This window comes from Ensifer sp. 2TAB8 (assembly GCF_052115125.1).
Taxonomy (GTDB): domain Bacteria; phylum Pseudomonadota; class Alphaproteobacteria; order Rhizobiales; family Rhizobiaceae; genus Ensifer.
This window is the reverse complement of sequence record NZ_JBFRGB010000001.1, coordinates 156466-179718: the sequence shown is the minus strand read 5'-3', so window position 1 is coordinate 179718 and position 23253 is coordinate 156466. Positions and strand designations below refer to the sequence as shown.

Here is a 23253-nt window from a genome sequence, read left to right as displayed (position 1 = left end):
CTCATATTGTTGAGGCCATGTCCTGCGATGTGTTGAGATAGGCGCCCTTCATGTCGAGCCGGCCTGAGCGCTGGGTATAATATATCGCGAGATCGTCGCCCGGTTTGTATTCATTCGGCGCGCCCGGGAACCATCTGGAATAGGTCATCGCCTCGCCGCTGTCCCAATACCTGCCGCCTTTGGGCTCCTGACTTGCGATCTACCCCGTTGTGCGAGTGTGTCTGGACATCCAGGCGGTCACTCGAATTCGAGAATGAGACCGCCCGTTCCGTCGGTCGATCCCATGTCGTCCCAGGTGTCGACATAGAGGGATTTGGTATCGGCCTTACCATTGCGATGCGCGTAGTACATGCCGATATCGTCGCCCTTCTTGCCTTCGTTCGGCATGTCCTGGAACCATTTCGTGTAGGTCAAGGGCGCGCCGTTGTCCCAGTGCCAGCCGCCTTTGGGTTCCTTGCCCTGTGGGTCCTGCGTCAGGCCGATCCAGGGTCCCATCTTGTAGCTGACGTTTCCGGACGGATCGTAGCCGGTCTGGAAGAAGCTCTGGTCGGCGTTGAAAAGCGATGCGACGAATGCGTTTTCCTCCGGAGACGAAATCGCGGCGAGGTGCGCGCCGCAACCGCCGGCGATCCCGCGCGCATAAACTGCCAAAATCGTTCCCGTGCGAACGGCGACGTAGAGGTGCCCGCMGAAAACGCCATAGACGGTCTCGAAGTGGCGCAGACAGGTCAGCGCCCGCAGGACGGTTTGGTCGGTTTCCAGCCCTTCGAGGTTGGCAACGTCGTAGCGTCGCGCTTTCGTCGCGCTATAGATGCCTTCAGCCCGCGCGTTGACCTTTATCCCGAGGGCTGCTGCTGTGTTCTCGGTAATGAAGCCGCTCGCCGGCTGCTGGTTGGTGCTTTGGAAGCGTTTGATCGCTTCCCTGGTCTGTCCGCCGAAGACGCCATCGGCAGTGCCCGCTTCAAATCCCCGCGAGGCAAGCGCCAGCTGGACATTTCGCCGCTTCTCTTGGTCCGGCAACAGCTGCGCTTCGACGGATTGCGGCAGATGTGCCTCGTTGCGCACGGCCGCCGGTTCGATCTGGGCAAGCGCCTGGCGTCCAAGGTCGGCATACTCGCCGGTGCGGTGCTTTTCGACGAAGAAGTGCCAGATGCGCGCCGTTCCGATCTTCAGAGCCTTCTTGAAGTCCTTTTCAGCTTCGAGCGCTTCGGGGTCGATTGCCGGTACCGCCAGTGYCGGCTGGACCGGTTGCACCGTCGGGGTCTGTGGCGCTGCCGTTTCCGGACCGAAATAGAACTCCAGCGACAGCGACGACAGGATCTGCGGCTGCTGCTTGCCCTGTGTTTCCTTGCGCACGTCGCGCACGACCCGCTTGAAGGCGGTGCCGACTTCCAGCCCGGCACCGGAGAGATTGGCGATCAGGGCGCGGGTAAACGGCGAATGCCCATCGGTGCCGTCGGCAGCGACCTGGCCGGGGGCGGCGGCAAAGGCCACGAGCGTGCCGGCGCCTTGGGTCTCGATCGGTGCCAGGCCTCTGGTTGCGCCCCCGCGGGTGGCGCCTTCGACTTCGGTGTTCAGCCGATTGGCGAGAGGGTTGTTGCGGCAGGCATCAAGGAAGACCATCGATATCCGGGCGCGCTTCTCCAGCGCATTGATGATCTCTGACAGGGCTATGGTTTCGGCGGGAACGTCGAACTCACTCTCGAGCTTCGCGTCCGTGCCGATGAGAAAGTTTTCTCCGTGCAGCTGCATGCCGTGTCCGGCGTAGTAGAACAGGGCGACATCATCTGGCCCGATCTTGCGGGAAAAGTTTGAAAGCGCCCCAGCAAGGCCCCTGCGATCTGCGTTGAGCACAAGATCGGTTTCAAATCCTTGTCCCTTGAGGAAGGTTCCGAATGCTTCAGCGTCGCGAGCGGCATTGGGAAGCGTTCCCGCTGCGACGTAGTTCGTCATGCCGACGACGAGCGCAAGCCGCTTGCCATTCTCCTCGGCGAAGCCATGCCCGACCACGAGCAGGAGCATAGGGACCGAAAGGATCCAGGATCTCAGTTTCGCACGCCACTGCATGACCTACCCTCCAAGCCCCGGGGACTGAAACGGATTGCCATGACGGGATATTCTTGGATGCGCCCCATCGCGTGCATTTATATTAGATTTTTATAATGTAGCGGGCAATGTCGACCGTAGACCGTTGACGGGTATTTCAGATGCGATAAAGGCCCTCGAAGCCCATAGTGTCCGGGGTCGAGCCCCCAAGCGTGCCAATATGTTGCAATGTTACAGAAAATGATGCGGTGCAGCATAAATCTTCACCAGATGCATTTTCAGCCTGAAGCATATACTGTAAATCGTCATAAAAGACTGTTTCTGGGTGGAGAGCAGGGCATGACGAAATGGGTTTACACCTTCGGTGGGGGCAAGGCCGAGGGACGTGCAGGTGACCGTGAACGGTTGGGGGGCAAGGGCGCCAACCTTGCCGAAATGTGCAACCTCGGCTTGCCGGTGCCGCCCGGCCTGACGATCGTCACCGATGCCTGCAATAGCTTCTTCGACAATGACAGGCAGATGCCGGACGGCCTACGCGACCAGGTGCGCGAGGGGATCAGCCGGATGGAAGAGGTGACCGGCCGCGTCTTCGGCGATACGACCCATCCCTTGCTGCTCTCGGTTCGATCCGGCGCCCGTGCCTCGATGCCGGGCATGATGGATACGGTTCTGAACCTTGGCCTCAACGACCAGTCGGTGCATGCGCTCGGCCATGATGCCGGCGACGCGCGCTTTGCCTGGGACAGCTACCGCCGCTTCATCCAGATGTATGGCGATGTGGTGATGGGCGTCGACCACGATGTCTTCGAGGAAATTCTGGAAGACGAAAAGGCGCGGCTTGGCCACGAGCAGGACACGGAGCTTTCAGCGGTCGAGTGGCAGCACGTCATCACCCGCTATAAGGAAGCGATCGAGGAGGCGCTCGGCGAGCCCTTCCCGCAGGATCCGGAAGTGCAGCTTTGGGGCGCGATCGGCGCTGTGTTCTCGAGCTGGATGAACCCGCGCGCGATTACCTACCGCCACCTGCATGCTATCCCTGCTGCCTGGGGTACGGCGGTCAACGTTCAGGCGATGGTCTTCGGCAATCTCGGCAATTCGTCGGCGACCGGCGTCGCCTTCACCCGCAATCCCTCGACCGGCGAGAACGAGCTTTACGGCGAGTTTCTGGTCAACGCCCAGGGCGAAGATGTCGTTGCCGGCATCCGCACGCCGCAGAACATCACCGAAGCGGCACGTATCGCCTCCGGTTCCGACAAGCCGTCGCTTGAAAAGCTGATGCCTGAAGCCTTCACCGAGTTCCGCTCGATCTGCGACACGCTGGAGCGGCACTATCGCGACATGCAGGACCTGGAATTCACCATCGAACGCGGTACGCTCTGGATGCTCCAGACCCGCTCCGGCAAGCGCACCGCCAAGGCGGCGCTGAAGATCGCCGTCGACATGGCGGAAGAGGGGCTGATCTCCGAGCAGGAGGCCGTCGCCCGCATCGATCCCGCCTCGCTCGATCAGTTGCTGCATCCGACGATCGATCCGCATGCGCGCCGCGACATCATCGGCTCCGGCCTGCCGGCCTCGCCGGGTGCGGCCACCGGCGAAATCGTCTTCACCTCCGAAGAGGCGGTGCAAGCCGACAAGGAAGGCCGCAAGGTCATCCTGGTGCGCGTCGAGACCAGCCCGGAAGACATCCACGGCATGCATGCCGCCGAAGGCATCCTGACGACCCGCGGCGGCATGACCAGTCACGCGGCCGTCGTTGCCCGCGGCATGGGCACCCCTTGCGTTTCCGGTGCCGGCAGCATCCGCGTGGATCTGCGCAACGAGTTGCTGACCGCCGGCGGAGTGACGCTGCGAAAGGGCGACATCATCACCATCGACGGCTCGTCCGGCCAGGTGCTGAAGGGCTCGATCGCCATGCTGCAGCCGGAGCTCTCCGGCGACTTCGGCAAGATCATGGCCTGGGCGGATGCGACCCGCCGCATGACGGTCAGGACGAATGCCGAAACACCGGCGGACGCGCGTGCCGCGCGCTCCTTCGGCGCCGAGGGCATCGGCCTTTGCCGCACCGAGCACATGTTCTTCGAGGACGACCGCATCAACGTCATGCGCGAGATGATTCTTGCCGACGACGAGGCCGGCCGCCGTCTGGCGCTCGCCAAGCTGCTGCCGATGCAGCGCTCGGATTTCGCCGAACTGTTCTCGATCATGCACGGTCTGCCGGTGACGATCCGCCTGCTCGATCCGCCGCTGCACGAGTTCCTGCCGAAGACCGACGAGGAGATCGCCGATGTCGCCGGCGCGCTCTCGCTCGACCCGTCGGAACTGCGCCAGCGCGTCGACGAATTGCACGAGTTCAACCCGATGCTCGGTCATCGTGGTTGCCGTCTGGCGATTTCCTATCCCGAGATCGCCGAGATGCAGGCACGCGCCATCTTCGAAGCCGCCGTCGAGGCTGCCCGCGAAACCGGTGCGGCCGTCGTTCCCGAAATCATGGTGCCGCTCGTTGGCCTTCGGGCAGAACTTGATTACGTCAAGGAGCGCATCGACATGGTGGCCAGGGAGGTGATCGGCGAGGCCGGTATCGGCATCGACTATCTCGTCGGCACGATGATCGAGCTGCCGCGCGCGGCTCTGCGCGCCGGTGTGATCGCCGAAGCCGCCGACTTCTTCTCCTTCGGCACCAACGACCTGACGCAGACGACCTTCGGCATCTCGCGTGACGACGCCTCGCAGTTCCTGGCGACCTACCAGCAGAAGGGCATCATCGAGCAGGACCCCTTCGTCTCGCTCGATTTCGATGGCGTCGGCGAGCTGATCCAGATCGCCGCCGAGCGCGGACGGCGGACGAAGAACGGTCTCAAGCTCGGCATATGCGGCGAGCATGGCGGCGACCCGGCCTCGATCCGCTTCTGCGAGGACGCCGGCCTCGATTACGTCTCCTGCTCGCCCTTCCGTGTGCCGATCGCCCGGCTTGCCGCGGCCCAGGCGGCGATCAACGGCAAGGGCTAGGGTCCCGGTCCGCGTGTTGCAGCGATGCAACGCGCGGGAGATGATCGGCTGAAGCACTGCATTCCTGGTTGCAAGCAAAGAGCGGATGGTGCATCAGCATCTCGTTCGCGCCGTATCGGCGCGAGCGATCGTTGGCCATGCATGCGCATGGCGGTTTGTTCAGAACGGGAGCGGAAAATGACGCAGTGCGTTTCCACACGCCCCTTGGGGCTTCGCGGCCGATCAGCGTTGATGCGCTGAGAGAGCCCGTCCTGCCGGCTACGCGGAAAATCTAAAGTATTGCAGCGACCTGAGCGCGATTGAGAGACGCGCGGAGCTGCGGTGTGCCGGCTGTTTGACCCTGTTCTGGATTATTTTCATGGGCAATCATTCTTCCGGGGACGTCGTCCCTGAAGGCGATGATGGTGCGCGCAAGGCGGCCGTCACGCATTACTTCACTGCCGGCAGCTGGATCGAAGGCGCGGCAGTTCAACAACTGGAGGAGATCGCCGGTCTCCCCGGCATGATCTCTGTCGCCGGCTTTCCTGATCTGCACCCGGGCAAGTATGGCCCCGTCGGCATAGTCGCGCTCTCGCAGCGGCTCAACCCACAACTGATCGGCAACGACATCGGCTGTGGCATGTCGTTCTTCGAACTCTCGTTGCCGCTGCGCAAGTTCAGGGTGGAGAAGGCGGCCGAGCAATTGCGCGGGCTGGAACAGATCGATCTCGGCGATATCACGACCCGCCTTGTGGAGCACGATCTTGCGCCCGATATGCGCCCGCAATCTCTCGGCACGATCGGTGGCGGCAATCATTTCTGCGAGCTGCAGGCGGTGGACGAAATGTTCGAGAGCGAGTTGGAGGGCGTCGCCGACAGGCAGAAACTCTACCTGCTGGTTCATTCCGGCTCGCGTTCGCTCGGTGCAGAGCTTTTCGGTCAGACGCTCGGCGGAGATGAACACCTGCGAGACGGCTTGGCTGCCGGCTCGGATGCAGCCGTCGAATGGCTCGCCAGGAGCGGTGAATGCGTTCGATGGGCGTCACTCAACCGGCAAATGGTTGCCGAGCGCGCGGCACGGGCGCTTCGTGCCGACCTGTCGCTCATCGCCGATGTTCCGCACAATCTTGTCCGGACCACGGCGTCCGGCTTCCTGCACTACAAGGGTGCGGCCGCTGTCGGCGCCGGTGTCGTTGCTCCGGTCGCCGGTTCGCGCGCAACGCGAAGCTATCTGGTGCAGGCGCTCGCCGGCGCGGAGCGATCGCATTGGGGCATCTCCCATGGTGCCGGGCGCAAATACGACCGCAAGGCCATGCACGGTCGGGTGGGGACCAATCGTTCCGAGCGGGATGCCTTGCGCGTCAACGCCTGGGGCGGCGTCGCGATCTGCGAGGATCGCAACCTGCTGATCGAGGAAGCGGCAGGCGCCTACAAGGATGCGGCGAAGGTTGTCGCCGACCTTGAGGCGTTCGGGCTCGTGCGTCCGGTTGCGGCAATGAAGCCACTCGTCACCTACAAGAACGCGCAACCGCAGGAACGACGGCCGCAGAAGGCCAAGTGGGAGCGGACGACGATCAGGAGGATACGCCATGGGTGAAGTGACGCTCTTCCTGACCTCCGGCAACGGCCCGGTGGAATGCCGCATCGCCGTTGCCGCGCTGATCGACATTTTGCGCAAGGAGGCCAAGGCCAACGGTTGCGGCTTTGACCTGGTCCTTGGCGGGCAACCGGACGCCTTCGGTCCAAAATCCGCGATCGTCACGATGGCGGGCAATCGATCCGAAGAGGTGGCAGACGCCCATTGCGGGACGATCCGCTTTGTCTTCAAGAGCCCGGTCAGAAGGGGACATCAACGGCAAAACTGGTTTGTGGGTGTCCGGCAAGTGGACCTTTCCGGTTCAAGCATCGTTTCGACGATTGCACCGGGGACTTGCGCTTCGAAACCCTGAGGGCCGGCGGTCCCGGTGGCCAACATCAGAACACCACCGACAGCGCGGTGCGGGCGACCCATATACCCACGGGCCACACGGTGGTCTGTCGGGAGGAGCGGTCGCAGCACCGCAACAAGGCAACTGCAATCCGCAGACTTCAGGCCATCCTGGATCTCATTGCCGCCGGGCACGAGCAGCAGGAAAAGGCAGCCCTGTTCATGGCGAGCAAGGAGCTGGAACGGGGGAACGCGGTGAAAACCTTCCGTCTTTAGCCTTCCTTGGCGACCCGGGTCGTTGCGCGCGGATCGCTTTGATGCGCCGGTTGCCGCGTCGTGACACGACTGGCCGCCTCGGTTGAACGGGCGTCAGCGCATGATGACGACGGGGCGGTCCCAGCCCCACATCATCATGTCGTTCTGGTAGCGGAAGGCGCGCGATTCAGCGCGCCGGTCGAGCTCGATGCGTTGCAGGCAGGTGGCAAAGGCGTCAGTGCCGCGGCGGAAGCCGTAGGAAGCGCAGGTGTTGCCATCGGCGACGCGCCGTTCCTCAGGCGTCATCGTCTGGCACGCCGTCAGCAGCAGCGCGGCTGCGACTAGGATGGTCAATCGGGTCGTCATGGTCTTCGTGCCTCCAGAGAGCCGGCGCGCGCCGTCTGCGGATTCATTTCTCGAATCGCAATTAATATAGGGAGTTGCGCCGGAAATCGAAGCGGACCGCGCCAATTCCGTGGCAGGCCCGTGGTCGCGCGTAGGCGATGCCGGACGATTATCTGAAGTCGTCCTGAAAACTGATTTTCGGGAGCGTGGCTAAGCAATCAACGCGCCCGCACTGACGCGAGGCTGCGGGAGAACAGTCGCCGAACCGTCTCGGAGTGTCGACGGATCGGTCTTTGGATGGAAGTCAGCTTACGCTGCGGCCGGTCTGTCGCGATCGATGCGCTCCAGCACACCGACGAAGGACTCGGCGAAGCGCTCGAGATCCCGCGTGTCATCGCCCGGGTGCTCGATGCGGATGGTCGCGCCCTGCTCGTCGAGACAGGCAAACAGGATCGATGGCTCGCTGTCCTGCTCGCCGAGCCTTAGCACGGCGATGCTCAGGCAATCCTCGATCAGTTCCGAAGCAGGCAGGGCAAAGAGAAACTCGCCGCCGGCGCTGTCGGCAACGGTGCGGACAAACCCGGTGAAATCTTCCTTGTTTCCGGAAAAGCCATCGAGGGAGAGTTCGAGCTCGAGGAGCCCCATTGGAATGCCGCCGTCGCCCGGGGGAAGAGGGGTAGGGGTGGCATTGACCACAGCTGCCTGCGATGCGCCCATGTCGGTTCTCCGTCGATCGCCGTGCACTCTTGCATGAAGCCGTGCGCGGCTGTTGCCTCCGATTGAAACTCCGCGTGCCGGCCGATTCCTGGGCGCGCGGGCACATTCCTATGCGTTGATAGGTGGTTAACGAGAATGGCGAATTTGCGGCGAAGCCTCCGGCGTGGCCTGCGGCCCGGCGGCAGACTGGCGCATTGCCTGTTTCCACGGCAAGGGGCATGGTCTAAGAATGCGGTCTGTTTCGCGGCAGGGGATTGATTCAACTACATGATGGTCCGGTACGAGCGCCCCTATTCCTACGCCGCCCACTGGGCGCGTCGCTTCGCCCGTATTTCTTTCTTGCTGTTCGCGCTCTCGCTGCTGGCGCACCGCTTCGGACCGCTGACGACACCGCACTTCCTGGCTCTTGTCGGTCTGTCGGGCATTTTCGCACTGCTTGGCGTATTGCTTGCCGTCGTGGGTCTTGCGCGGCTCTGGCAGGTCGCTGCGATCGGTGGCCTCGCGTCCGCTGCGGCGCTTGTCTATGCGGCGCTGGCGCTTGGTTTCATTGGCTTCGGCGCGGTGCAGTATTTCACCCGTCCGGCGATCTACGATGTCAGCACCGATACGGTGACGCCGCCGCCATGGCTCAAGGTGCCGCAGACCGAACAGAGCTGGTTGAAACGCAAGGATGCCGTGACGCCTGAGGACAGGGAAGCGCAGATCCTTGCCTATCCGGGGCTCACCGGCCGACGCTACGATGGCGCGCTCGACCGTGTTTACCAGGGCGTGCGCACCGTCATCGAACAGAACCGCGTCGGCATCACCGAAGAGCTTGGCGTCGAAAATGCCCGCGCCGATCTCGAAGATCTGGCCGTTCGGCAGAATGCCGGGGCAGACACGAACGCCGAGCCGGAAAACGTGCCCGTGCCGGCGGCCCGGCCGGAACTCTCACTCGAAGGGGCAATCGCGGGACGTCGCGCCAGCGACGTCGTGCTCCAGGGCGAGTGGCGCACGCTGATTGCCGGCTTCCGCTTCGATGTGTTGATCCGGCTGCGCGAAGAGGCCGAGACGACTTTCGTCGATTTGCGCGTCGCCTCCCGTTACGGGCCGCATGACCTCGGCATGGGCGCCGCCTTCGCCGATCAGTTCCTGCGGTCGCTCGATGCCGAGTTGCTCGGTATTGCCGGCGATTGATCGGCACGCCAGAAGGCGTCAGTCGTCTATGAGGGCACCCCGACGAGCAAAATCATTGGCGGCTTCGGCTTCCAGCGCGGCGGTGCGCGACGACGACGGCTCGTTCGCTGGTCGCAGCCAGCCGCGATAGCACACGATCAGGCCGGTCAGCGGGCTTTCGACCTCCACATGGAAGTGAAACAGACCATCGCGATCCTCCTCGAATGTGCGGCCGCCCGGCGCAAGCACCAGGGGAAGAGGAAGGCCGAGGAAGGACCAGGCGCGAACCGACAGATGCAACCGGCTTTCTGTGGGCTCCAAAGCACACAGGATGCGGAACGGTCCGAACTCCTCCGCCAGCCACTGTTCGTTCGATCTCTCTACCCTGTGCTGCGTGCTGTGCAAGACCTTCTCGCCGAAGCGCCGGGTCCAGACCTCCCGGCCATTCCGGCATGCAAAGTGGATTTCGACTGGCACACCCGTCGCAGCGGCGGGAAAGCCGAGGACAGAGGCGATAAGACGAGCCCATACAGATCCGCCCCGTTCGACAACAGCGCGCCCGCGAAAGATGGCATGCCCCTCCGACGTCTCATGCAGGGCGCGGATCGAGCCGGGCAGGCGATCCCAGTCGCACCCGAGGATCTGCCGATAGAGGCTCTGCCGCTGGCTGCTTTCCGTCTTCATGCGATGAAGCGCCCGCGCTCTTCCGGCGTTGGCACCATGCAGCTCTGGCGTCGTCCGGCGATGCGATAGCGGTTTCTCGCGACGAGATCATAAAGTGGGTCGCGAAGGATAGCCGGCAGGATACGGCAGAGGTTTACGAGCGACCATGGCAGGCCCAGCCGCGCCAGCGTCCGGATCGATCCGTCGGATTTGAAGCGGGCGACGCCATCCTCGATCAGCATGTTGCTTTCGAAGCTGACGGCGTCGAGCCGTAGTGCCGATAGAGCGCCTGGCCAAGCGGCGACTGTGCCGTGAGATAGCGATATTGCGCCCACCGATCGCGGCGAAGCAGGAAACGCACCCAGCCGGAACAGAAGATGCATTCGCCGTCGAAGACCACCACGGGCTTGTCGTCGGCAAAGGCGGGCACCGAGGCATCGTTGCGATAGCTGTAGGCGCCGCGCCGCATGGTCAGCCGGCTCCGCCCGGCGTCAGCCGGTAGGCGCCGAGCAGCGAGGGTGGCCCCTCGGTCTCGACTCGCCCTTGCTCGATCAGGTCTTCGAGATGGGCAAGCACCGAGAGCGCAGCTGCTCCATGCAGCCGGACGTCGGTGGTGGCATAGATGACCTTGACCATATCGGGAATCCGGCTGTCGCCGGCACGGATGCGTTCAAGCACGGCGCGCTCGCGCATCTTGCGGTGAGCGCGCAGACCCCGAAGGAAGGACAACGTCTCGGTCACCGGCCCGCCGTGGCCCGGCAGATAGAGATGGTCGTCGCGGGTAAGCAGCTTTTCGAGCGAGGCCATGTAATCCGCCATTGCGCCATCCGGCGGCGCGACGATCGTCGTCGCCCAGGCCATGACGTGATCGGCGGAAAAGAGGATGCCGGTGCCGTCGAGCGCGAATGCCATGTGGTTGGCCGTGTGGCCGGGCGTGGTCAGGCCCGTCAGGCTCCAGCCATCACCCTCGATGCGCCCGCCGTCTGCAAGTAGGAGATCGGGGGCGAACTCCATGTCCGAACTCTCGGCGAAGGGATTGGTCTCGCCCGCATGCAAGGGGCGGGCAGAGCGGTGTGGCCCTTCGCCAATGATCAGCGCCCCGGTCGCAGCCTTCAGCCGGCGCGCAAGCGGCGAGTGGTCGCGATGGGTATGGCTGACGGCGATGTGAGTGACCTCGCGACCGGCAAGGGCGCCCATCAACGCCTGAAAATGCGCCTCGTCGTCCGGCCCCGGATCAATTACGACAACGGAACGCTTTCCGACGATATAGCTGTTGGTGCCGTGGAAGGTGAAGGGGCCGGGATTGTTGACGGTGATGCGCTGCACATCGTCTGCGACCGTCACGGCCTCGCCATGGGCCGGCTTGAATTCGAGATCGAAGTCTGGCCCCTGCATGCGTCTCTTCCTGGCCTTCACTTGTACTCGATCTCGATGAACGACATCGGCTCGCTGCCGGCATTGACGACATTGTGTGCCACACCAGCCTCGCGGCGGTAGGCAGCACCCTTGGCGATATCGACCCGCCGGCTGCCGCCTTCCTCCTCGAGCAGGAACTGGCAATCCGTCATCGGCACGACGACATAGCCGAGACCGTGGACATGGTGTCCGGTGTCGGCGCCGGGCTCGAAATCCCAGCGGGTGACCCTGACGACGGCGTCATCGACGAGCACGCTCGGAACGGCAGGGGGGCGGGCGCGAAACTGGCTCATGAGGTTCTCCATTTGCCGGGACAATAAGAGGTGCTTTCAGGGAAGGGAAGGGCGTATGCGCTTGCCGCGTTTGAGGAGCCGGAGCGCCTTTTGCACAAGGCATCAACAAATCCGCCGAAATTTCAACTTGGTGCCAACTTAGTGATTGTGACGGGCGGCGAGCTTTGGTAATCAGGCGCTCGATTTGGCGGACATCTTTTCCGTCAGCTCTGTTGGGGCGTCGCCAAGCGGTAAGGCACCGGTTTTTGGTACCGGCATTCCCAGGTTCGAATCCTGGCGCCCCAGCCATCTATTTCAAGTCGATTGCTTCAATCACCTACATGAAGGCTCGCGCTTCATGTAGGTGCGCTCGGTCATTCTGCTCAATGGTTCGCCGCTGCGGCCACAAGACGGCAGAGACCGGGGACATTTACCAGCCCACGCTCGGCGACTTCTTCTGCGTTGGTACGGCTGTGGCCCCTACCACCGGCTGCGCGTTGACTTGCTATCGCTGTTTTCTCGAGAAAAGCGGTCTTCTCTTTGCATCCAAATCGGCGATTTGAAGGTGATCGGCGTGGAAGCGGGAGGTGAAATGCTCAAGCCACCGGGAATGCCGGGCTGATTGTTACCCTTGCCTCCCCCTACCTGGCCGTGCGTGCCTCCGCCGCCGGATTTGGCAATCGCGCGGGAACTGAGGCTTGTACCAAGCAGTAGGGTTATGGTGGGAGGCGTTACCGCGGCAAAGCGCCCAGCCTTCATGAGAAAATTTCGGCGAGCTTCAGCTTCTGTTGTCAGTTCTTCGGGGGTTTGTTCTAATTCTTTTGTGTTATTTTTAGACATGATCCACCTAATAATAATTAAGTTAAAACAACATCATTATGTTAACAGCATTTTTAAGGGATGCAATTGGTAGAAATATTTATGTAATACTTAGATGTTGCACGAGGAGGGTTTTGTGGAAGGGAATGATTGTGATGCGGCGCCGATATAGATCGGTTCACGTCGCGCCTGTTTGTGGATGATGCCGAGCTTCCTGGTATCCCACAGGGGGAACGTGATCGCTGAGATCATTCCTTCCGCAGTCAACAAAGACCCCGCGTGCTGAACGCCGAGCCGACCGGTGGTTGGGCCACGTGAGAACAGGCGGCATCCGATCGGAACAGGGGTGAAGCGTGGAGCTTGTCAAGGCCTTCTTTCAATCACCCGATCCGAAACGGCCGATCCCGGCCGTGGGTTCGGGCTTCTACTTGCACTCTTGTCAAGTCACTCTGCAACTGACACGCTAACTGCGTTGATTCCTACTTGTATGAGGGAGAAGATGGCTCACAAATTCGAAATCTACAAAGACAAGGCTGGTGAATACCGGGTGCGCTTCAAGTACAACAGCGAAGTGATGTTCTCGACCGAGGGCTACAAGACCAAGGCCAGCGCGCAGAACGCCATCGACTCGATCAAGAAGAACGGTCCCGAAGCACCCGTCGAAGACAACAGCAGCAGCTGAGTTCGACACGATCTCCTAGAAAAAACCCGCCGATTTTCACCGGCGGGTTTTTTGTTTCTTGAGGTTTAGCCTGCGGTCGCTGCCGGCTTGGTCTGGGCCGGGGCGCCCAGGAACTCTTCGCACCAGCTCGGGCCTTCCGCGCGCTTGTGGTCGCCGGCGATGCGGATCGAGCGGATGACATAGTCGGACGAGACGGTGAGCTGAACGGAGCAGCTCAGGTATTCCGTGCGGGCCGAGGCGATGCGCTTGCCGCGCTTGCCGTCCTTGGTGGTTTCGTATTGGGCCGGGACCTTGCGGGTCTTGTAGCCGCCCTTCCAGCTATAGACGGTGGAGCTGCCGCTTTCGACGTCGGAGATCGGCGGACCGTATTGGGCGAAGAAGCCGCCGGCCGGCTGGCCGAGCCAACGCGCTTCGACCGCGTTTCTGGAGATCCCCGTTCCGGTCGTGGTGCAGCCGGCGAGCACGAGCGCGAGGCCCGCCACCGTCATCATGCGGAAGTTCATGTTTCTGTCCCTTTGGCTCTCGTTCTGAAATAGGCGTGGCGCGGAAGCCCGTATCCCCTGGTTTTCCGCGCTTTCCGTTGTGCCTCTAGCGCCAAACCAATAGAAATGAAATCCACGCCGCACCCTCGATTTGAGGAAAATATGAAGCGTTGCAGAAAGTCCCTATTGGGCGTGCTTCCAGGCGTCATCGACCCCCGCCAAACGGCAATCTCCGCACGAGTTTTCCACCGTCACAAATTTTTTGAAAAAGGCGCAAGGTTTTTCGAGATAAGCGCTTGTGAAATCAAAATGCCTGTTCTATAGAGGCGCCGCTGGTCACGGAGTGTAGCGCAGTCTGGTAGCGCACCACGTTCGGGACGTGGGGGTCGCAAGTTCGAATCTTGCCACTCCGACCAGCCGAAAAGCCTGCAATTGCAGGCTTTTTTCGTTTCAGCGGTAGACTCACCCCTAACGAAACACCTAACGATTGGATCGTAGCGTTAGATGTTGTACCCGGCGGACCTCGAGTCGGAGCTGGGTGACGGCGACAAGTAGGAAAGCCCTCCGAAGAGGGCCTTCGCGATCTCAATACCTGCACGCGACGTTCAGCAAGTCCGCCCTGAGGCGGTCCAGTTCGTACACGGCTTCCATCTTCTGATGGAATTCCACGTCGTCGAGGCCAAGCTCCTCGATCTCCCTGAAGAGGTTCACGATGCTGAGTTCGATGGCCTCGTCGACTTCGGTCGAGGTGAAGGTCTTCATATCTCGTCGTCCTCCAGGCTCTCCAGCTCATCGATCTCCCGCAAGTAAGCATCGAATGCCTCGCGCAGCTCTTCACTCCTGTCATCGATGAAAAGGTCTAGCTCGTCGTCTGATTTGAAGGGGCCGTAAAAGGTGCCCACGAAATCTCGGAATGACCAGTCGATCACGGTCAGCTCTTCCTCGTCTTGCTGCCGCCCGTGACTACGTGGAAGATCAGCACGCCGACGAAGACCACGACCCATATCGCGAAAGCGATCCAGAACGGCGACAGGACCCAGAGCCACGGCCACGCGATGTAGCCCGTCAGCTTGAGCCCGATGAAAAGTAGGCCCAGCAGGCCAGTGAATCCGATTTGCATGCGTGTCTCCCTGTGCGCCATGTGGAGCGCAAAAGGGATATTTTGACCCGGATTCGGGAGGCGCAAATTTCGCCGGCCAGAATCGCTTGCCTGGCATCGGAGTTGAGGTCAGATTGCGATTGCAATCGACAGGGGGCGAGAATGACAACTGGTGGGAAATCGGGGGCGGCGAGCAAGCGAGTAACTGTGCCCCCTCCCGCTCCAAAGGTGGAGTCGGTTCACCAGTTCGTAAAGCTCATCATGGAAACGAAGCTCAACGGTGCCGATCCTACCGCTTTTCGTGGTCAGAAAAACTTTTCGTGGAAAGGTCTAGCCCCCATTTTTCGTCCAGGCGAGCGCCTGGTTGAACATGAACGCGAGATGGTACGTGAGCTAATCTCAGTTCATCCTCAGGAGTTCCAGCAAGATTCGACTATGTTCGACCGTCTGGTGCGGATGCAGCACTATGGCCTTCCTACGCGGCTTCTGGACGTTACACTTAACCCGCTCGTTGCGTTGTTCTTCGCGGCCCAGGACTATTTCGACGAAACGAAAAAAGACGGCAAAATCACCAAGACGCCAAAAGATGGCAAAGTTATCATCTATCGCGTGCCTGATGACAGGTCGAAGTATTACGACAGCGACACGGTTGCGTGCGTGGCCAACTTGGCCAACCTGCCATATTCCGAGAAAAAGGCGATCCAGAAATTTGGTGAGATGCAGACAGGTCCATTCAACGGAAAGCCTGAATTAAAGAACTTGCTTCATTACATCGAGCTTGAGCGACCCATGTTTCAAGGACGTATTGAGCCGATCAGTCTCTACCGTCCCATCTTCGTACGTCCCAAAAACAACAATCGTCGTATCATCGCCCAGGCTGGAGCGTTCATAGTTTACGGCCTCGAGGCGACTGGAGATTCAAGGCCATATGACACCACGATCCGTCAAAAGGCGATACGGGTCCCTGCAGACAAGAAACCAGAGATACGTGAGCAATTGGGGCGACTAGGTATCGATGCCAGCGTCCTCTTTCCTGAACTTGACAAGGCAGCAGACATCATCGCTGCGAGATATCGAAAGCGCGCGGAGGACTTCCTGGACCTCATTTGACAGAAAGCCGTCGCCAGGAGAGCAGCTCCGCCAGCTTGATTTCTGGCTCGAACTGCAAGCCGCGCGGTCAGCGTACATGGCGGACCTCGAGTCGAAGCTGGATGTCGGCGACAATCAAGAGGCCCCCTTCGGAGGGGACATCAGTCCGCTTTGCGCTGCGCCTTCTTTCTTTGCAAGTCCTCATAGAGCTTCAGGGACCCGGCCTCGATTTCGTCCTCGCGCATCAGCGTCGCGGGCCCCGCCTGCTCGTTTTCCAACTCGGCTCTCATCTCGAGGTAGGCCTTCCTGCGCTCGGCCAAGTTCCGAATATGCCTCGTTCGCCACTTCGCTAGCGCTTCCGGGCTGTCAAATTCCGGATCGGTCGTCATTGGTGCGTCCTTTCCCTCGTCTTTAGAAACAAGAATGTACCAGTTTCCGCGGTTGTCGATTGTAGGATTCAACAATCGACAACGGCGACGATCTCCGTCACACCTGCCACGTGCAACGCATGGAGACAGCCAATGGGTATCACGGTCTACGCATACGAAGTCGAGCCAGGTGTTTCGACGCCGACGGGTTTCGGGTCGTCGATCGAAGATGTAGTCGCCGATCTGCGCAACGTCCGCGCAGACATCGCTCTCGAGGACGGCTACGAGGTGCCGACGTCGGCGGTCTACGCATACGATCTCTATCGCCCTGAGCTTGAGCAGCTCTTCGCGGTGCTGAGCGGGGATGCTGAACTTGCCAACCTGATACTCAAGAACAAACGCCTTGTTCGGCATGTGACTGGCGAAGAGGAGATGGGATTGACACGGTAGAGTTGCCCGCCTCAGATATGGCTCCGGCGTCTATGGGGGAGCAGATGAGGCGGATACTGATTGCGGTGCTGGTCGTCGGCGGGTTTACACAGGTAGCCGAAGCCAAGCGCGCTGAATGCTTCGTTGCTGACCGGCATGACCGCTCCCAGAAGTTGATGTCATTTGAGGTCGATGACGACAAGTACCCGTATATTCTCAACATCAACGGGGTCGATGAGGGGGCGACGCCTGCTAAGGTGATCGATATCCAGCTGTACGACAAAGCCAACGGCCGGATCGAGACTTGGTACCTGTCCCGGGTCGAGCGCTCGGTTGATCGGCAGCGCTCTATCTACCGTATGCACTTCGGCGAGATGCGGTTCGATACGCGCGAAGTCGCCGACCAGAGCAACTATACGCTCTACATGGACTGGGAACACGGCAAAGCCGGGTGGCTCGATGAGGATTTGGCGTTCAACCTCTTCGACACGGTCGAGGAGAAACCGAATCTCGTCGTTTGGCCGGTATCCTGCAAGCGGCTCGACTAACGATTCTCGTTGTCCTCGATCGGCTCCTCGCAGTTTCTCAGCCGACGCCGAGGATGTTCCATGGCGGTTGGATTTTGGCGATCAAGCCAGCCTCGAGCCCAGCGGCTGTGTTGACTGGTAATCCTCCCCAGCTTTGCGCATCTGGCACGGCGATCAGCACCTTCACGCGCTTTCCGCTAGAGAGAGCTTCCGTGATCAGCGTTTTGACTCTGGCGTTCGTTCTCTGCCGTTCATGGCCCCGCCTGTAGGCGTCGAGCCGGGACCGGAGGCCTCGCTGGGTCAGACCCACATATTTCACGAAGTCATCCACGACAAAGGCATATACGCCTCCGTCAGTGGGCGCTCGAGCATCGAGGACGAAACCGTCGTCGCCAGGCTGCCACTCTCCCAAAAACAGAAATCCGCCGCGCAGGAGAACTTCCCACGATGTTGGTTCTACAGCAGGTTGGTTCTCTTCCTCCTCCAAGGAGACGGTTACCGGCTCACGCTCGAGTTGAACCTCGCGTGTCCTGCCGGCGGTGATTCCCGCCTTCGTTAGGACGCTGCGTACATGCTGGTATCTGATCTTGAGGAGGCCGCTGATTTCAGTCCGGAGATACCCAGCTTTGGCAAGCGCTCGAATCTTGTCGGATTTGGTCTCAAGTCCTGAGACAACTTCTTCGAAGGACGGTCTATCGGCCATCGTTGCGTGCCTATCGGTTATGGAGGTCCATTCGGGGTTTTTGACCAGTGTGCTTTGGTACATCGGGATGCCACTGCACCCCCGGTCGCGGATAAAGTCGAAGGAGATGCGGCTCGATAGGCGTACGGTGTACGTTTTCGAACGATTGGCGGCTACGTAATATGCAGGCCGCCCTCGATACCCTTTTTTGTATACGGGAGATTTTTCTTGAACACAGCACGATACAGGGTGTCGACTCCCTCCAAGATCGCTCGCATGGCCGCAGTGAGCTGCTCTTCTGAAAGCGAGTGAGCCTCTCGCGGATGCACGAGTGCGTTTCGGACTTTTAGGGCATCTTTCAGTTTGGAAAACCAAGTTCCTTTTGCTTGTGCAAGGTCTACCGAGCACTTGAACAACAGGAGCTCAATTCGATCTGTCAGTCGGCTAAATTTGGTTTTGGCCGTCATTGAGAATGCCCCATTCTCGAAAACGATCTCTCTTTCAAGCAGAATTCCGCGCTCATGTAGGGTGAACATTGGGCTGGTTTCAAAGTGCTCAGCCATATAGTTCAGGTGGGCCTCCAGAAAAGAAAAGGCATGTAGCAGTGCAGCGCGAAGATATGCTTGCTTGAGACCGTCATCGCTCGCCGCGGAGGCTTTTTCGCGGAAACCTTTAGCGGTCTCCATGAGGTCTTTGGAATAGTCGATGAAATCGCTCATCAGATTTTCGACTTGCTCTCTTCGTAGGCTAGGTTCGCGCGTTTCGCTTCATACCCTTTTATCGAAGAGTCGATCATCGCCGCTGTGAATCCCCCACCTTTCTCGGCCTGCAGCCAGAACAGCTGAGTGAATCGGCCACGTTCCTTGGCGTCAGATCGGAAGCCCAACCCGCGGTAGCTCTCGGAATCGGTATGGTGCTTTCCTTTGACCAGTAGTTCGGCCTTCAATGGGTCTTTGGATTTGGGAGTTCTCAGGCCGTAGTGACGCTCTAATCGGGTTGGATTCGCCTGGAGAGTACCTGCCACGAACGCCCAGGCCGCCAAAAGGGCGATATTTTTCGTCTTGTAAATCTGATCAGCTTTGCCCTTGAGCTTTTTCGATTTCGGGTCCCTGTGATATTCAACCTGAGCCTTAATAAGGGACGCAAACTCTTTGCCTGCCTTTAGCAGTCCAGCATCGTCCCAAAGCTCGGGGTGCTCCTCTTTCGCCTGAATCCAGAGCTTGGGATTTCGGGTGCCCGACTCAACTACTGCAGGCGTAGTTTCAACGGACTCGAACTTGTCCGGAGATATTGCTCGCCCGAGAAAGTAATTCACAATAAAGGTTCGAGCCTCCTTGACCGTGATAGGGTTACCTCTCTTATTCATATCAGCAAAGTCGCGTCCCTTTTCGAGTAGACCACACTTCTGGCACCACTCACGGAGGTCCGTCCCCTCAATCGTGGCAAACATGCGATCAAGGAGGTCGGTCGGAACAGAGATGTTGGTGTTTGAGATTACCTGAACATCCAGGCGTTGTTCTTTGTTCAGGTTGAAGTAAACCTTCAAGCCGTGAAAAACATTTACGCCAGCCGAAACACCGCCAACAATAGCTTCAAACCGGTGTTGGCCACCGATGACCTCTAAGCTCCGCGTTTTCCCGGGCGAATACTCGCAAACGATGTTGCTAAACTTGCGACCGAGAAGGGCATCCTGTTGCATCCGCTCAAAGGCGGCATGGCTATAAACAACGTCACGATTGGCACGATATTCGGGAGCCTCGTCTGGGTCCAACGGGACATCGGTCGTGCCCTTCGTAATTATCTGGTCCGCCTTCACGTGACATTCAGTGAAGGCCGCCCCTGTAAGGTCGTCTTTCAAAACGATCATGGCGGCGCGTTCGAGTGGATCGAATTCCGCGCAGAATGCTTTTGTAACTTCTTCGAGTTCAGTGGTATCCAGGTTCTCCTCGAAGCCGGAAAAAATAACGTTATCTATAGCGCTCATGAAGGCATCCAACCCAAGATAGAATTCCGTCCATGGTGGATAGCGCAAAAACAGGGAACCACAAAGCAGGTTTCGTGGAGATCATTGGTTGGGTGCACAAGTGAAACTCCTCTCTACTGAACGGCGTAGCCGGAACATGGCGCGCATCCGTTCCACGAACACCAAACCCGAAATGACCGTTCGAAGACTGGTGCATTCGCTGGGATATCGGTATCGGCTGCACCGAAAGGACCTGCCGGGAAAACCCGACCTGACCTTTGGACCTCGACGGAAGATTATCGAGATACGCGGGTGCTACTGGCACGCGCATGTTCGATATGATCCCACGTGCTGGGAAGCTCGATCAGAGGCCAAATCAAACCGGTCGTACTGGGGCCCAAAGATGGACCGCAACGTGGAGCGGGATCGAAAAAATCTCGCCTCGCTCGTGGCAGCCGGCTGGCAGGTCCTGGTCATCTGGGAGTGCCAGCTTCGGGATATGGATGAAGTCCGCGCGCGTATCGTCGACTTCCTCGAAGAAAGTCCTGTGGGTTCTGGCTCCGTTCCCCCGGTTAAGTTTGGGGAAACCTTGTAGAGATAGCTTGATGGATGAACCGTTGCGCCGAGTCGGTCGGCGTGGTATGGCGGCTATGTTCTCATTTTGTTCCTGTATGTTCATGTATGGAGGCCTCCAATGTCCCTTACCTCGCTCGAAATGTGCGCCGGGGCCGGCGGACAGGCGCGCGGTCTTGAGCTCGCGGGGTTCGACCATTCCGGCGTCGTAGAGATCGACCGCGACTGCTGTGAGACGCTGCGCCTCAATCGCAAGCAGTGGACGGTTCACGAAGAAGACCTGTCTCTATTTGACGGTACGGGATACAAGGGAATCGACCTTCTTGCAGGGGGCCTCCCATGCCCGCCGTTCTCGGTAGCCGGCAAGCAACTCGGCGACAAAGACGAACGCAACCTGTTCCCCGCCGCGATCCGTCTCGTTGACGAGACGCGCCCCAAGGCTGTGATGATCGAAAACGTTCGTGGGTTCCTCAGCGCCGTCTTCGAGGACTACCGTGGCTTCATCAAGGGCGAATTGAAGAAGCTCGGCTACGATGCCCACTGGCGTCTTTTCAATGCGTCCGACTACGGCGTGCCGCAACTTCGTCCGCGCGTTCTGATCGTGGCGCTGCGCGACGACATCAAGGACAACTTCGAATGGCCAGCCCCGTCGCCGATCGATGCACCCACGGTCGGTGAGACGCTCGTCGATCTCATGGCCGAAAACGGCTGGAGGGGCGCGAAGGCTTGGGCGAAACGCGCCAACGACGTCGCCCCGACGTTGGTCGGCGGCAGCAAGAAGCACGGCGGCCCAGACCTCGGCCCGACTCGCGCAAAGCGGGCGTGGGCAACGCTGGGTGTGGATGGCATGGGTGTCGCCGATGAGGCACCAGCTCGGGACTTTGTTGGCATGCCGCGGCTGACTGTTCGCATGACCGCGCGCATCCAGGGGTTCGATGATGCTTGGCAGTTCCACGGACGGAAAACAGCCGCCTACCGTCAGGTTGGTAATGCATTCCCTCCGCCAGTGGCCAAGGCCGTCGCCCTGAAGCTTCGCGAAGCTATCCAGACAAGGGCGAGCCGTCCCGTTTCGGCACTTGCAGGTTGATTTCTTAACCATCCGCTAACCATGTCCGGCGAACATCCGGCGCATGTCACATGCGCCTCTCGATTCGTCACATCAAGACTATTTGACCCTCTCTGTCATTGAGCAGGCAATCCTCTCCGCTGCGGGAGGATTGCCTGCGTTTACGGAAATGGTGACTGGTCTGTTCCGCCAAGCGTTCGACGAAGTCATCGATGCACCCCGAACAAACAGGTTTACCCTCGCGGAGATCGAGAAAACCGAAAAGACCTATATCGGGACCAAGGTCGAAATCCTGCTGCGGAATTTCCTCGATATGCCCAAGGGCGCGGTGCTGGACCTCTCTGTGAATGGCACAGAGGTTGACATCAAGATGACGACAAAGCGGGACTGGATGATCCCGCGGGAAAGCATCGGACGCCCTGCAATCCTCATGAAAGCGGACGAGCGGACCGCGCTGTGCGACGTCGGCCTCATCGTCTGCCGGCCGGAATATCTCCGTAACAGCAACAACCAGGACAGGAAGGGTCAGATCGCGGCGGCGCAGTACGTCCACATCTGGTGGATACTGAGGCGGCAGAAATATCCGAAGAACTTCTGGGAAGTGCTACCTCTTGCCGAACGGAAGGCGATTATGGACTCCGGCACGGGCAAGTGGAGACTCGCGGCACTATTCGAACGAATACAGGGGCAGCCGATTTCCCGAAGCCAGGTGAATGCTATCGCTCAGCAGCATGACTACATGAAGCGGCTCCGCAAGAACGGCGGTGCTCGCGATATCCTGGGTCCCAAGCAAATCGCGATCCTTTGGGGATCGAAGGATCGTGATTTGATTGAAAGGTTCGGACTTGGTCCTGTGACGTCGGAAGAGTTCGTCTCCTACCACGCTACCGACCCCGATGAGATTGCACTCCTCCGCGCCCGCGATCATGTCGACTGATCGCCAGAGGGGGTAGAAGCGCGCTAAGATGCGGCGTGCCAGATCGCCCCGCCGAGGAGTACGACGACAAGGGCCGCCATTCCTAACTCCATATGGGCCTGCCGATACGGTCTCCTCGACTCCCGGTACTCCCGTATGCGCCGTTCATTGGTCGCACCAACCAGTTCCTTGTCGCCGTCCTTCATAACCGGGGGCGGATGATGGAGATCAATCCACCACTCAACAATCCGGGGATGTCTAAATTTCACGATCTGCTTCCCACGCTTCGATTTCCCTGCCGTTAACGGATCGATCGCCAAAAGCAAACCGTCGACTTGAATCTACAACTTAGCCGCGTCATATGTGGTGAAGACAATTTGGTTGACGGAGGCATGATATGGCTAACTTTGGGTCGCCCGCACATACCGCTGCTATGGGCAATGCCAGCGGCATGATGCTTCTCGCCGCGGGTGGTGTCGGCCTCATCAACGCTCTGGGCGACGGGATCGCGGCTGCGCGCGAAGCACGTTATCAGGCTCGCTATGACGACGCGCTCGATACCGCGATCAACCACGCGAACGAAATGACCGCAATGGCACGCGCCGCAATGGAAATGCTGGCCGAGTTGGAAGCCGAAAACGCCCGTCTCCGCGCCGCATGCCAGCAGCGTCAGGCGTATATCGACCGTCTGAAAAAGGGCCGTGTGCAATGACTGACGAGCAGTGGCAACGTATTCGTCGGCATTTTGGGGACCTTGTTTATGAGCATCCCGAAATG

The 23253-nt window shown here is 59.9% G+C and carries 28 protein-coding genes, 2 tRNA genes and 1 pseudogene; 15 read left to right on the top strand and 16 right to left on the bottom strand.

The window, feature by feature from the left end; genetic code table 11:
• Positions 1-237: 237 nt before the first annotated feature.
• On the bottom strand, positions 238-2067 hold the full coding sequence (locus AB4Z53_RS00995; protein WP_441594258.1) for a caspase family protein: 1830 nt from the start codon (positions 2065-2067) through the stop codon (positions 238-240).
• Between the two features lie 318 nt (positions 2068-2385).
• Between AB4Z53_RS00995 and ppdK the strand changes: the two genes are divergently transcribed.
• The 4 genes from ppdK (at position 2386) to AB4Z53_RS00975 (ending at position 7234) form a co-directional block, all read left to right on the top strand.
• Positions 2386-5052, top strand: a complete 2667-nt coding sequence (gene ppdK, locus AB4Z53_RS00990) for a pyruvate, phosphate dikinase (protein WP_441594257.1) — start codon at positions 2386-2388, stop codon at positions 5050-5052.
• Between the two features lie 358 nt (positions 5053-5410).
• Positions 5411-6628 carry an RNA ligase RtcB family protein gene (locus AB4Z53_RS00985; RefSeq protein WP_441594256.1) on the top strand — a complete coding sequence of 406 codons (1218 nt, stop codon included), beginning with the start codon at positions 5411-5413 and terminating at the stop codon, positions 6626-6628.
• Positions 6621-6980 carry a hypothetical protein gene (locus tag AB4Z53_RS00980; RefSeq protein ID WP_441594255.1) on the top strand — a complete coding sequence of 120 codons (360 nt, stop codon included), beginning with the start codon at positions 6621-6623 and terminating at the stop codon, positions 6978-6980. The genes AB4Z53_RS00985 and AB4Z53_RS00980 overlap by 8 nt, the downstream gene beginning before the upstream one ends.
• Positions 6962-7234, top strand: a complete 273-nt coding sequence (locus AB4Z53_RS00975) for a peptide chain release factor family protein (RefSeq protein ID WP_441594254.1) — start codon at positions 6962-6964, stop codon at positions 7232-7234. The genes AB4Z53_RS00980 and AB4Z53_RS00975 overlap by 19 nt, the downstream gene beginning before the upstream one ends.
• Before the next feature lie 93 nt (positions 7235-7327).
• Here AB4Z53_RS00975 and AB4Z53_RS00970 read toward each other — a convergent pair whose 3' ends face one another.
• On the bottom strand, positions 7328-7579 hold the full coding sequence (locus AB4Z53_RS00970) for a hypothetical protein (protein WP_113537951.1): 252 nt from the start codon (positions 7577-7579) through the stop codon (positions 7328-7330).
• 288 nt (positions 7580-7867) lie between these two features.
• Positions 7868-8275: a hypothetical protein gene (locus AB4Z53_RS00965; RefSeq protein WP_113537950.1), complete on the bottom strand. Its 408-nt coding sequence runs from the start codon at positions 8273-8275 to the stop codon at positions 7868-7870.
• 267 nt (positions 8276-8542) lie between these two features.
• On the opposite strand from AB4Z53_RS00965, the gene AB4Z53_RS00960 reads away from it, so the two are divergent.
• Positions 8543-9451: a DUF1499 domain-containing protein gene (locus AB4Z53_RS00960; protein WP_441594253.1), complete on the top strand. Its 909-nt coding sequence runs from the start codon at positions 8543-8545 to the stop codon at positions 9449-9451.
• 18 nt (positions 9452-9469) lie between these two features.
• On the opposite strand, the gene AB4Z53_RS00955 is transcribed toward AB4Z53_RS00960, so the two are convergent.
• The 4 genes and pseudogenes from AB4Z53_RS00955 to AB4Z53_RS00940 all read right to left on the bottom strand — a co-directional run bounded on the left by AB4Z53_RS00955 (position 9470) and on the right by AB4Z53_RS00940 (position 11802).
• Complete coding sequence (locus AB4Z53_RS00955) at positions 9470-10114, bottom strand: DUF4166 domain-containing protein (RefSeq protein ID WP_441594252.1); 645 nt, start codon at positions 10112-10114, stop codon at positions 9470-9472.
• Positions 10111-10562 (bottom strand): annotated as a pseudogene (locus tag AB4Z53_RS00950) (thiol-disulfide oxidoreductase DCC family protein). The gene AB4Z53_RS00955 and the pseudogene AB4Z53_RS00950 overlap by 4 nt, the downstream one beginning before the upstream one ends.
• A gap of 2 nt (positions 10563-10564) precedes the next feature.
• The gene (locus AB4Z53_RS00945; RefSeq protein WP_441594251.1) at positions 10565-11488 is read right to left on the bottom strand and encodes an MBL fold metallo-hydrolase; all 924 of its coding nucleotides are present in this window, start codon (positions 11486-11488) and stop codon (positions 10565-10567) included.
• 17 nt (positions 11489-11505) lie between these two features.
• Positions 11506-11802, bottom strand: a complete 297-nt coding sequence (locus AB4Z53_RS00940) for a cupin domain-containing protein (RefSeq protein WP_113537945.1) — start codon at positions 11800-11802, stop codon at positions 11506-11508.
• Between the two features lie 213 nt (positions 11803-12015).
• On the opposite strand from AB4Z53_RS00940, the gene AB4Z53_RS00935 reads away from it, so the two are divergent.
• A tRNA-Gln gene (locus AB4Z53_RS00935) sits at positions 12016-12090 on the top strand.
• 171 nt (positions 12091-12261) lie between these two features.
• Here AB4Z53_RS00935 and AB4Z53_RS00930 read toward each other — a convergent pair.
• Complete coding sequence (locus AB4Z53_RS00930) at positions 12262-12540, bottom strand: hypothetical protein (protein ID WP_441595205.1); 279 nt, start codon at positions 12538-12540, stop codon at positions 12262-12264.
• 559 nt (positions 12541-13099) lie between these two features.
• Here AB4Z53_RS00930 and AB4Z53_RS00925 point away from each other — a divergent pair.
• Positions 13100-13282: a YegP family protein gene (locus tag AB4Z53_RS00925; RefSeq protein WP_113537944.1), complete on the top strand. Its 183-nt coding sequence runs from the start codon at positions 13100-13102 to the stop codon at positions 13280-13282.
• Positions 13283-13347: 65 nt separating this feature from the next.
• Here the strand turns inward: AB4Z53_RS00925 and AB4Z53_RS00920 are convergent, their stop codons facing one another.
• A complete protein-coding gene (locus AB4Z53_RS00920; protein ID WP_441594250.1) occupies positions 13348-13785 on the bottom strand; it encodes a hypothetical protein in 438 nt (145 codons plus the stop codon).
• A gap of 318 nt (positions 13786-14103) precedes the next feature.
• Here AB4Z53_RS00920 and AB4Z53_RS00915 point away from each other — a divergent pair.
• A tRNA-Pro gene (locus tag AB4Z53_RS00915) sits at positions 14104-14180 on the top strand.
• A gap of 169 nt (positions 14181-14349) precedes the next feature.
• Here AB4Z53_RS00915 and AB4Z53_RS00910 read toward each other — a convergent pair.
• From AB4Z53_RS00910 to AB4Z53_RS00900, 3 genes are read right to left on the bottom strand one after another with little or no spacing between them, the layout of a single operon-like run.
• Positions 14350-14526: a hypothetical protein gene (locus AB4Z53_RS00910; protein WP_441594249.1), complete on the bottom strand. Its 177-nt coding sequence runs from the start codon at positions 14524-14526 to the stop codon at positions 14350-14352.
• Positions 14523-14693: a hypothetical protein gene (locus tag AB4Z53_RS00905; protein ID WP_441594248.1), complete on the bottom strand. Its 171-nt coding sequence runs from the start codon at positions 14691-14693 to the stop codon at positions 14523-14525. Before AB4Z53_RS00905 ends, AB4Z53_RS00910 begins: the two co-directional genes overlap by 4 nt.
• Before the next feature lie 2 nt (positions 14694-14695).
• Positions 14696-14884: a hypothetical protein gene (locus tag AB4Z53_RS00900; RefSeq protein WP_441594247.1), complete on the bottom strand. Its 189-nt coding sequence runs from the start codon at positions 14882-14884 to the stop codon at positions 14696-14698.
• Positions 14885-15025: 141 nt separating this feature from the next.
• Between AB4Z53_RS00900 and AB4Z53_RS00895 the strand changes: the two genes are divergently transcribed.
• On the top strand, positions 15026-15973 hold the full coding sequence (locus tag AB4Z53_RS00895) for an FRG domain-containing protein (RefSeq protein WP_441594246.1): 948 nt from the start codon (positions 15026-15028) through the stop codon (positions 15971-15973).
• 140 nt (positions 15974-16113) lie between these two features.
• On the opposite strand, the gene AB4Z53_RS00890 is transcribed toward AB4Z53_RS00895, so the two are convergent.
• Positions 16114-16341: a hypothetical protein gene (locus AB4Z53_RS00890; protein ID WP_441594245.1), complete on the bottom strand. Its 228-nt coding sequence runs from the start codon at positions 16339-16341 to the stop codon at positions 16114-16116.
• Between the two features lie 132 nt (positions 16342-16473).
• On the opposite strand from AB4Z53_RS00890, the gene AB4Z53_RS00885 reads away from it, so the two are divergent.
• Positions 16474-16770 carry a hypothetical protein gene (locus AB4Z53_RS00885; protein ID WP_441594244.1) on the top strand — a complete coding sequence of 99 codons (297 nt, stop codon included), beginning with the start codon at positions 16474-16476 and terminating at the stop codon, positions 16768-16770.
• A 44-nt stretch (positions 16771-16814) separates the two neighbouring features.
• The gene (locus AB4Z53_RS00880) at positions 16815-17297 is read left to right on the top strand and encodes a hypothetical protein (RefSeq protein WP_441594243.1); all 483 of its coding nucleotides are present in this window, start codon (positions 16815-16817) and stop codon (positions 17295-17297) included.
• A gap of 37 nt (positions 17298-17334) precedes the next feature.
• On the opposite strand, the gene AB4Z53_RS00875 is transcribed toward AB4Z53_RS00880, so the two are convergent.
• The 3 genes from AB4Z53_RS00875 to AB4Z53_RS00865 form a co-directional block, all read right to left on the bottom strand.
• Positions 17335-17979, bottom strand: a complete 645-nt coding sequence (locus AB4Z53_RS00875; protein ID WP_441594242.1) for a GIY-YIG nuclease family protein — start codon at positions 17977-17979, stop codon at positions 17335-17337.
• Positions 17980-18131: 152 nt separating this feature from the next.
• Positions 18132-18677, bottom strand: a complete 546-nt coding sequence (locus tag AB4Z53_RS00870) for a hypothetical protein (protein WP_441594241.1) — start codon at positions 18675-18677, stop codon at positions 18132-18134.
• Positions 18677-19942: a hypothetical protein gene (locus tag AB4Z53_RS00865; protein WP_441594240.1), complete on the bottom strand. Its 1266-nt coding sequence runs from the start codon at positions 19940-19942 to the stop codon at positions 18677-18679. Before AB4Z53_RS00865 ends, AB4Z53_RS00870 begins: the two co-directional genes overlap by 1 nt.
• Before the next feature lie 100 nt (positions 19943-20042).
• Here AB4Z53_RS00865 and AB4Z53_RS00860 point away from each other — a divergent pair, with 100 nt between their 5' ends.
• The 4 genes from AB4Z53_RS00860 (at position 20043) to AB4Z53_RS00845 (ending at position 23188) form a co-directional block, all read left to right on the top strand.
• Complete coding sequence (locus tag AB4Z53_RS00860; protein ID WP_441595203.1) at positions 20043-20516, top strand: very short patch repair endonuclease; 474 nt, start codon at positions 20043-20045, stop codon at positions 20514-20516.
• A 99-nt stretch (positions 20517-20615) separates the two neighbouring features.
• Entirely contained in the window at positions 20616-21581 is a 966-nt protein-coding gene (locus AB4Z53_RS00855) for a DNA cytosine methyltransferase (RefSeq protein WP_441594239.1), read from the top strand.
• An 82-nt stretch (positions 21582-21663) separates the two neighbouring features.
• A complete protein-coding gene (locus AB4Z53_RS00850; protein WP_441594238.1) occupies positions 21664-22497 on the top strand; it encodes a NaeI family type II restriction endonuclease in 834 nt (277 codons plus the stop codon).
• A 430-nt stretch (positions 22498-22927) separates the two neighbouring features.
• Positions 22928-23188: a hypothetical protein gene (locus tag AB4Z53_RS00845; protein ID WP_441594237.1), complete on the top strand. Its 261-nt coding sequence runs from the start codon at positions 22928-22930 to the stop codon at positions 23186-23188.
• Positions 23189-23253: the final 65 nt, after the last annotated feature.

What these genes read in the sequence shown, in the direction of transcription:
- ppdK (WP_441594257.1), top strand. Translation starts at nt 2,386, where the DNA reads ATGACGAAATGGGTTTACACCTTCGGTGGGGGCAAGGCCGAGGGACGT.
- AB4Z53_RS00985 (WP_441594256.1), top strand. Translation starts at nt 5,411, where the DNA reads ATGGGCAATCATTCTTCCGGGGACGTCGTCCCTGAAGGCGATGATGGT.
- AB4Z53_RS00980 (WP_441594255.1), top strand. Translation starts at nt 6,621, where the DNA reads ATGGGTGAAGTGACGCTCTTCCTGACCTCCGGCAACGGCCCGGTGGAA.
- AB4Z53_RS00970 (WP_113537951.1), bottom strand. Translation starts at nt 7,579, where the DNA reads ATGACGACCCGATTGACCATCCTAGTCGCAGCCGCGCTGCTGCTGACG.
- AB4Z53_RS00965 (WP_113537950.1), bottom strand. Translation starts at nt 8,275, where the DNA reads ATGGGCGCATCGCAGGCAGCTGTGGTCAATGCCACCCCTACCCCTCTT.
- AB4Z53_RS00960 (WP_441594253.1), top strand. Translation starts at nt 8,543, where the DNA reads ATGATGGTCCGGTACGAGCGCCCCTATTCCTACGCCGCCCACTGGGCG.
- AB4Z53_RS00955 (WP_441594252.1), bottom strand. Translation starts at nt 10,114, where the DNA reads ATGAAGACGGAAAGCAGCCAGCGGCAGAGCCTCTATCGGCAGATCCTC.
- AB4Z53_RS00945 (WP_441594251.1), bottom strand. Translation starts at nt 11,488, where the DNA reads ATGCAGGGGCCAGACTTCGATCTCGAATTCAAGCCGGCCCATGGCGAG.
- AB4Z53_RS00940 (WP_113537945.1), bottom strand. Translation starts at nt 11,802, where the DNA reads ATGAGCCAGTTTCGCGCCCGCCCCCCTGCCGTTCCGAGCGTGCTCGTC.
- AB4Z53_RS00930 (WP_441595205.1), bottom strand. Translation starts at nt 12,540, where the DNA reads ATGAAGGCTGGGCGCTTTGCCGCGGTAACGCCTCCCACCATAACCCTA.
- AB4Z53_RS00925 (WP_113537944.1), top strand. Translation starts at nt 13,100, where the DNA reads ATGGCTCACAAATTCGAAATCTACAAAGACAAGGCTGGTGAATACCGG.
- AB4Z53_RS00920 (WP_441594250.1), bottom strand. Translation starts at nt 13,785, where the DNA reads ATGAACTTCCGCATGATGACGGTGGCGGGCCTCGCGCTCGTGCTCGCC.
- AB4Z53_RS00910 (WP_441594249.1), bottom strand. Translation starts at nt 14,526, where the DNA reads ATGAAGACCTTCACCTCGACCGAAGTCGACGAGGCCATCGAACTCAGC.
- AB4Z53_RS00900 (WP_441594247.1), bottom strand. Translation starts at nt 14,884, where the DNA reads ATGCAAATCGGATTCACTGGCCTGCTGGGCCTACTTTTCATCGGGCTC.
- AB4Z53_RS00895 (WP_441594246.1), top strand. Translation starts at nt 15,026, where the DNA reads ATGACAACTGGTGGGAAATCGGGGGCGGCGAGCAAGCGAGTAACTGTG.
- AB4Z53_RS00890 (WP_441594245.1), bottom strand. Translation starts at nt 16,341, where the DNA reads ATGACGACCGATCCGGAATTTGACAGCCCGGAAGCGCTAGCGAAGTGG.
- AB4Z53_RS00885 (WP_441594244.1), top strand. Translation starts at nt 16,474, where the DNA reads ATGGGTATCACGGTCTACGCATACGAAGTCGAGCCAGGTGTTTCGACG.
- AB4Z53_RS00880 (WP_441594243.1), top strand. Translation starts at nt 16,815, where the DNA reads ATGAGGCGGATACTGATTGCGGTGCTGGTCGTCGGCGGGTTTACACAG.
- AB4Z53_RS00875 (WP_441594242.1), bottom strand. Translation starts at nt 17,979, where the DNA reads ATGGCCGATAGACCGTCCTTCGAAGAAGTTGTCTCAGGACTTGAGACC.
- AB4Z53_RS00870 (WP_441594241.1), bottom strand. Translation starts at nt 18,677, where the DNA reads ATGAGCGATTTCATCGACTATTCCAAAGACCTCATGGAGACCGCTAAA.
- AB4Z53_RS00865 (WP_441594240.1), bottom strand. Translation starts at nt 19,942, where the DNA reads ATGAGCGCTATAGATAACGTTATTTTTTCCGGCTTCGAGGAGAACCTG.
- AB4Z53_RS00855 (WP_441594239.1), top strand. Translation starts at nt 20,616, where the DNA reads ATGTCCCTTACCTCGCTCGAAATGTGCGCCGGGGCCGGCGGACAGGCG.
- AB4Z53_RS00845 (WP_441594237.1), top strand. Translation starts at nt 22,928, where the DNA reads ATGATGCTTCTCGCCGCGGGTGGTGTCGGCCTCATCAACGCTCTGGGC.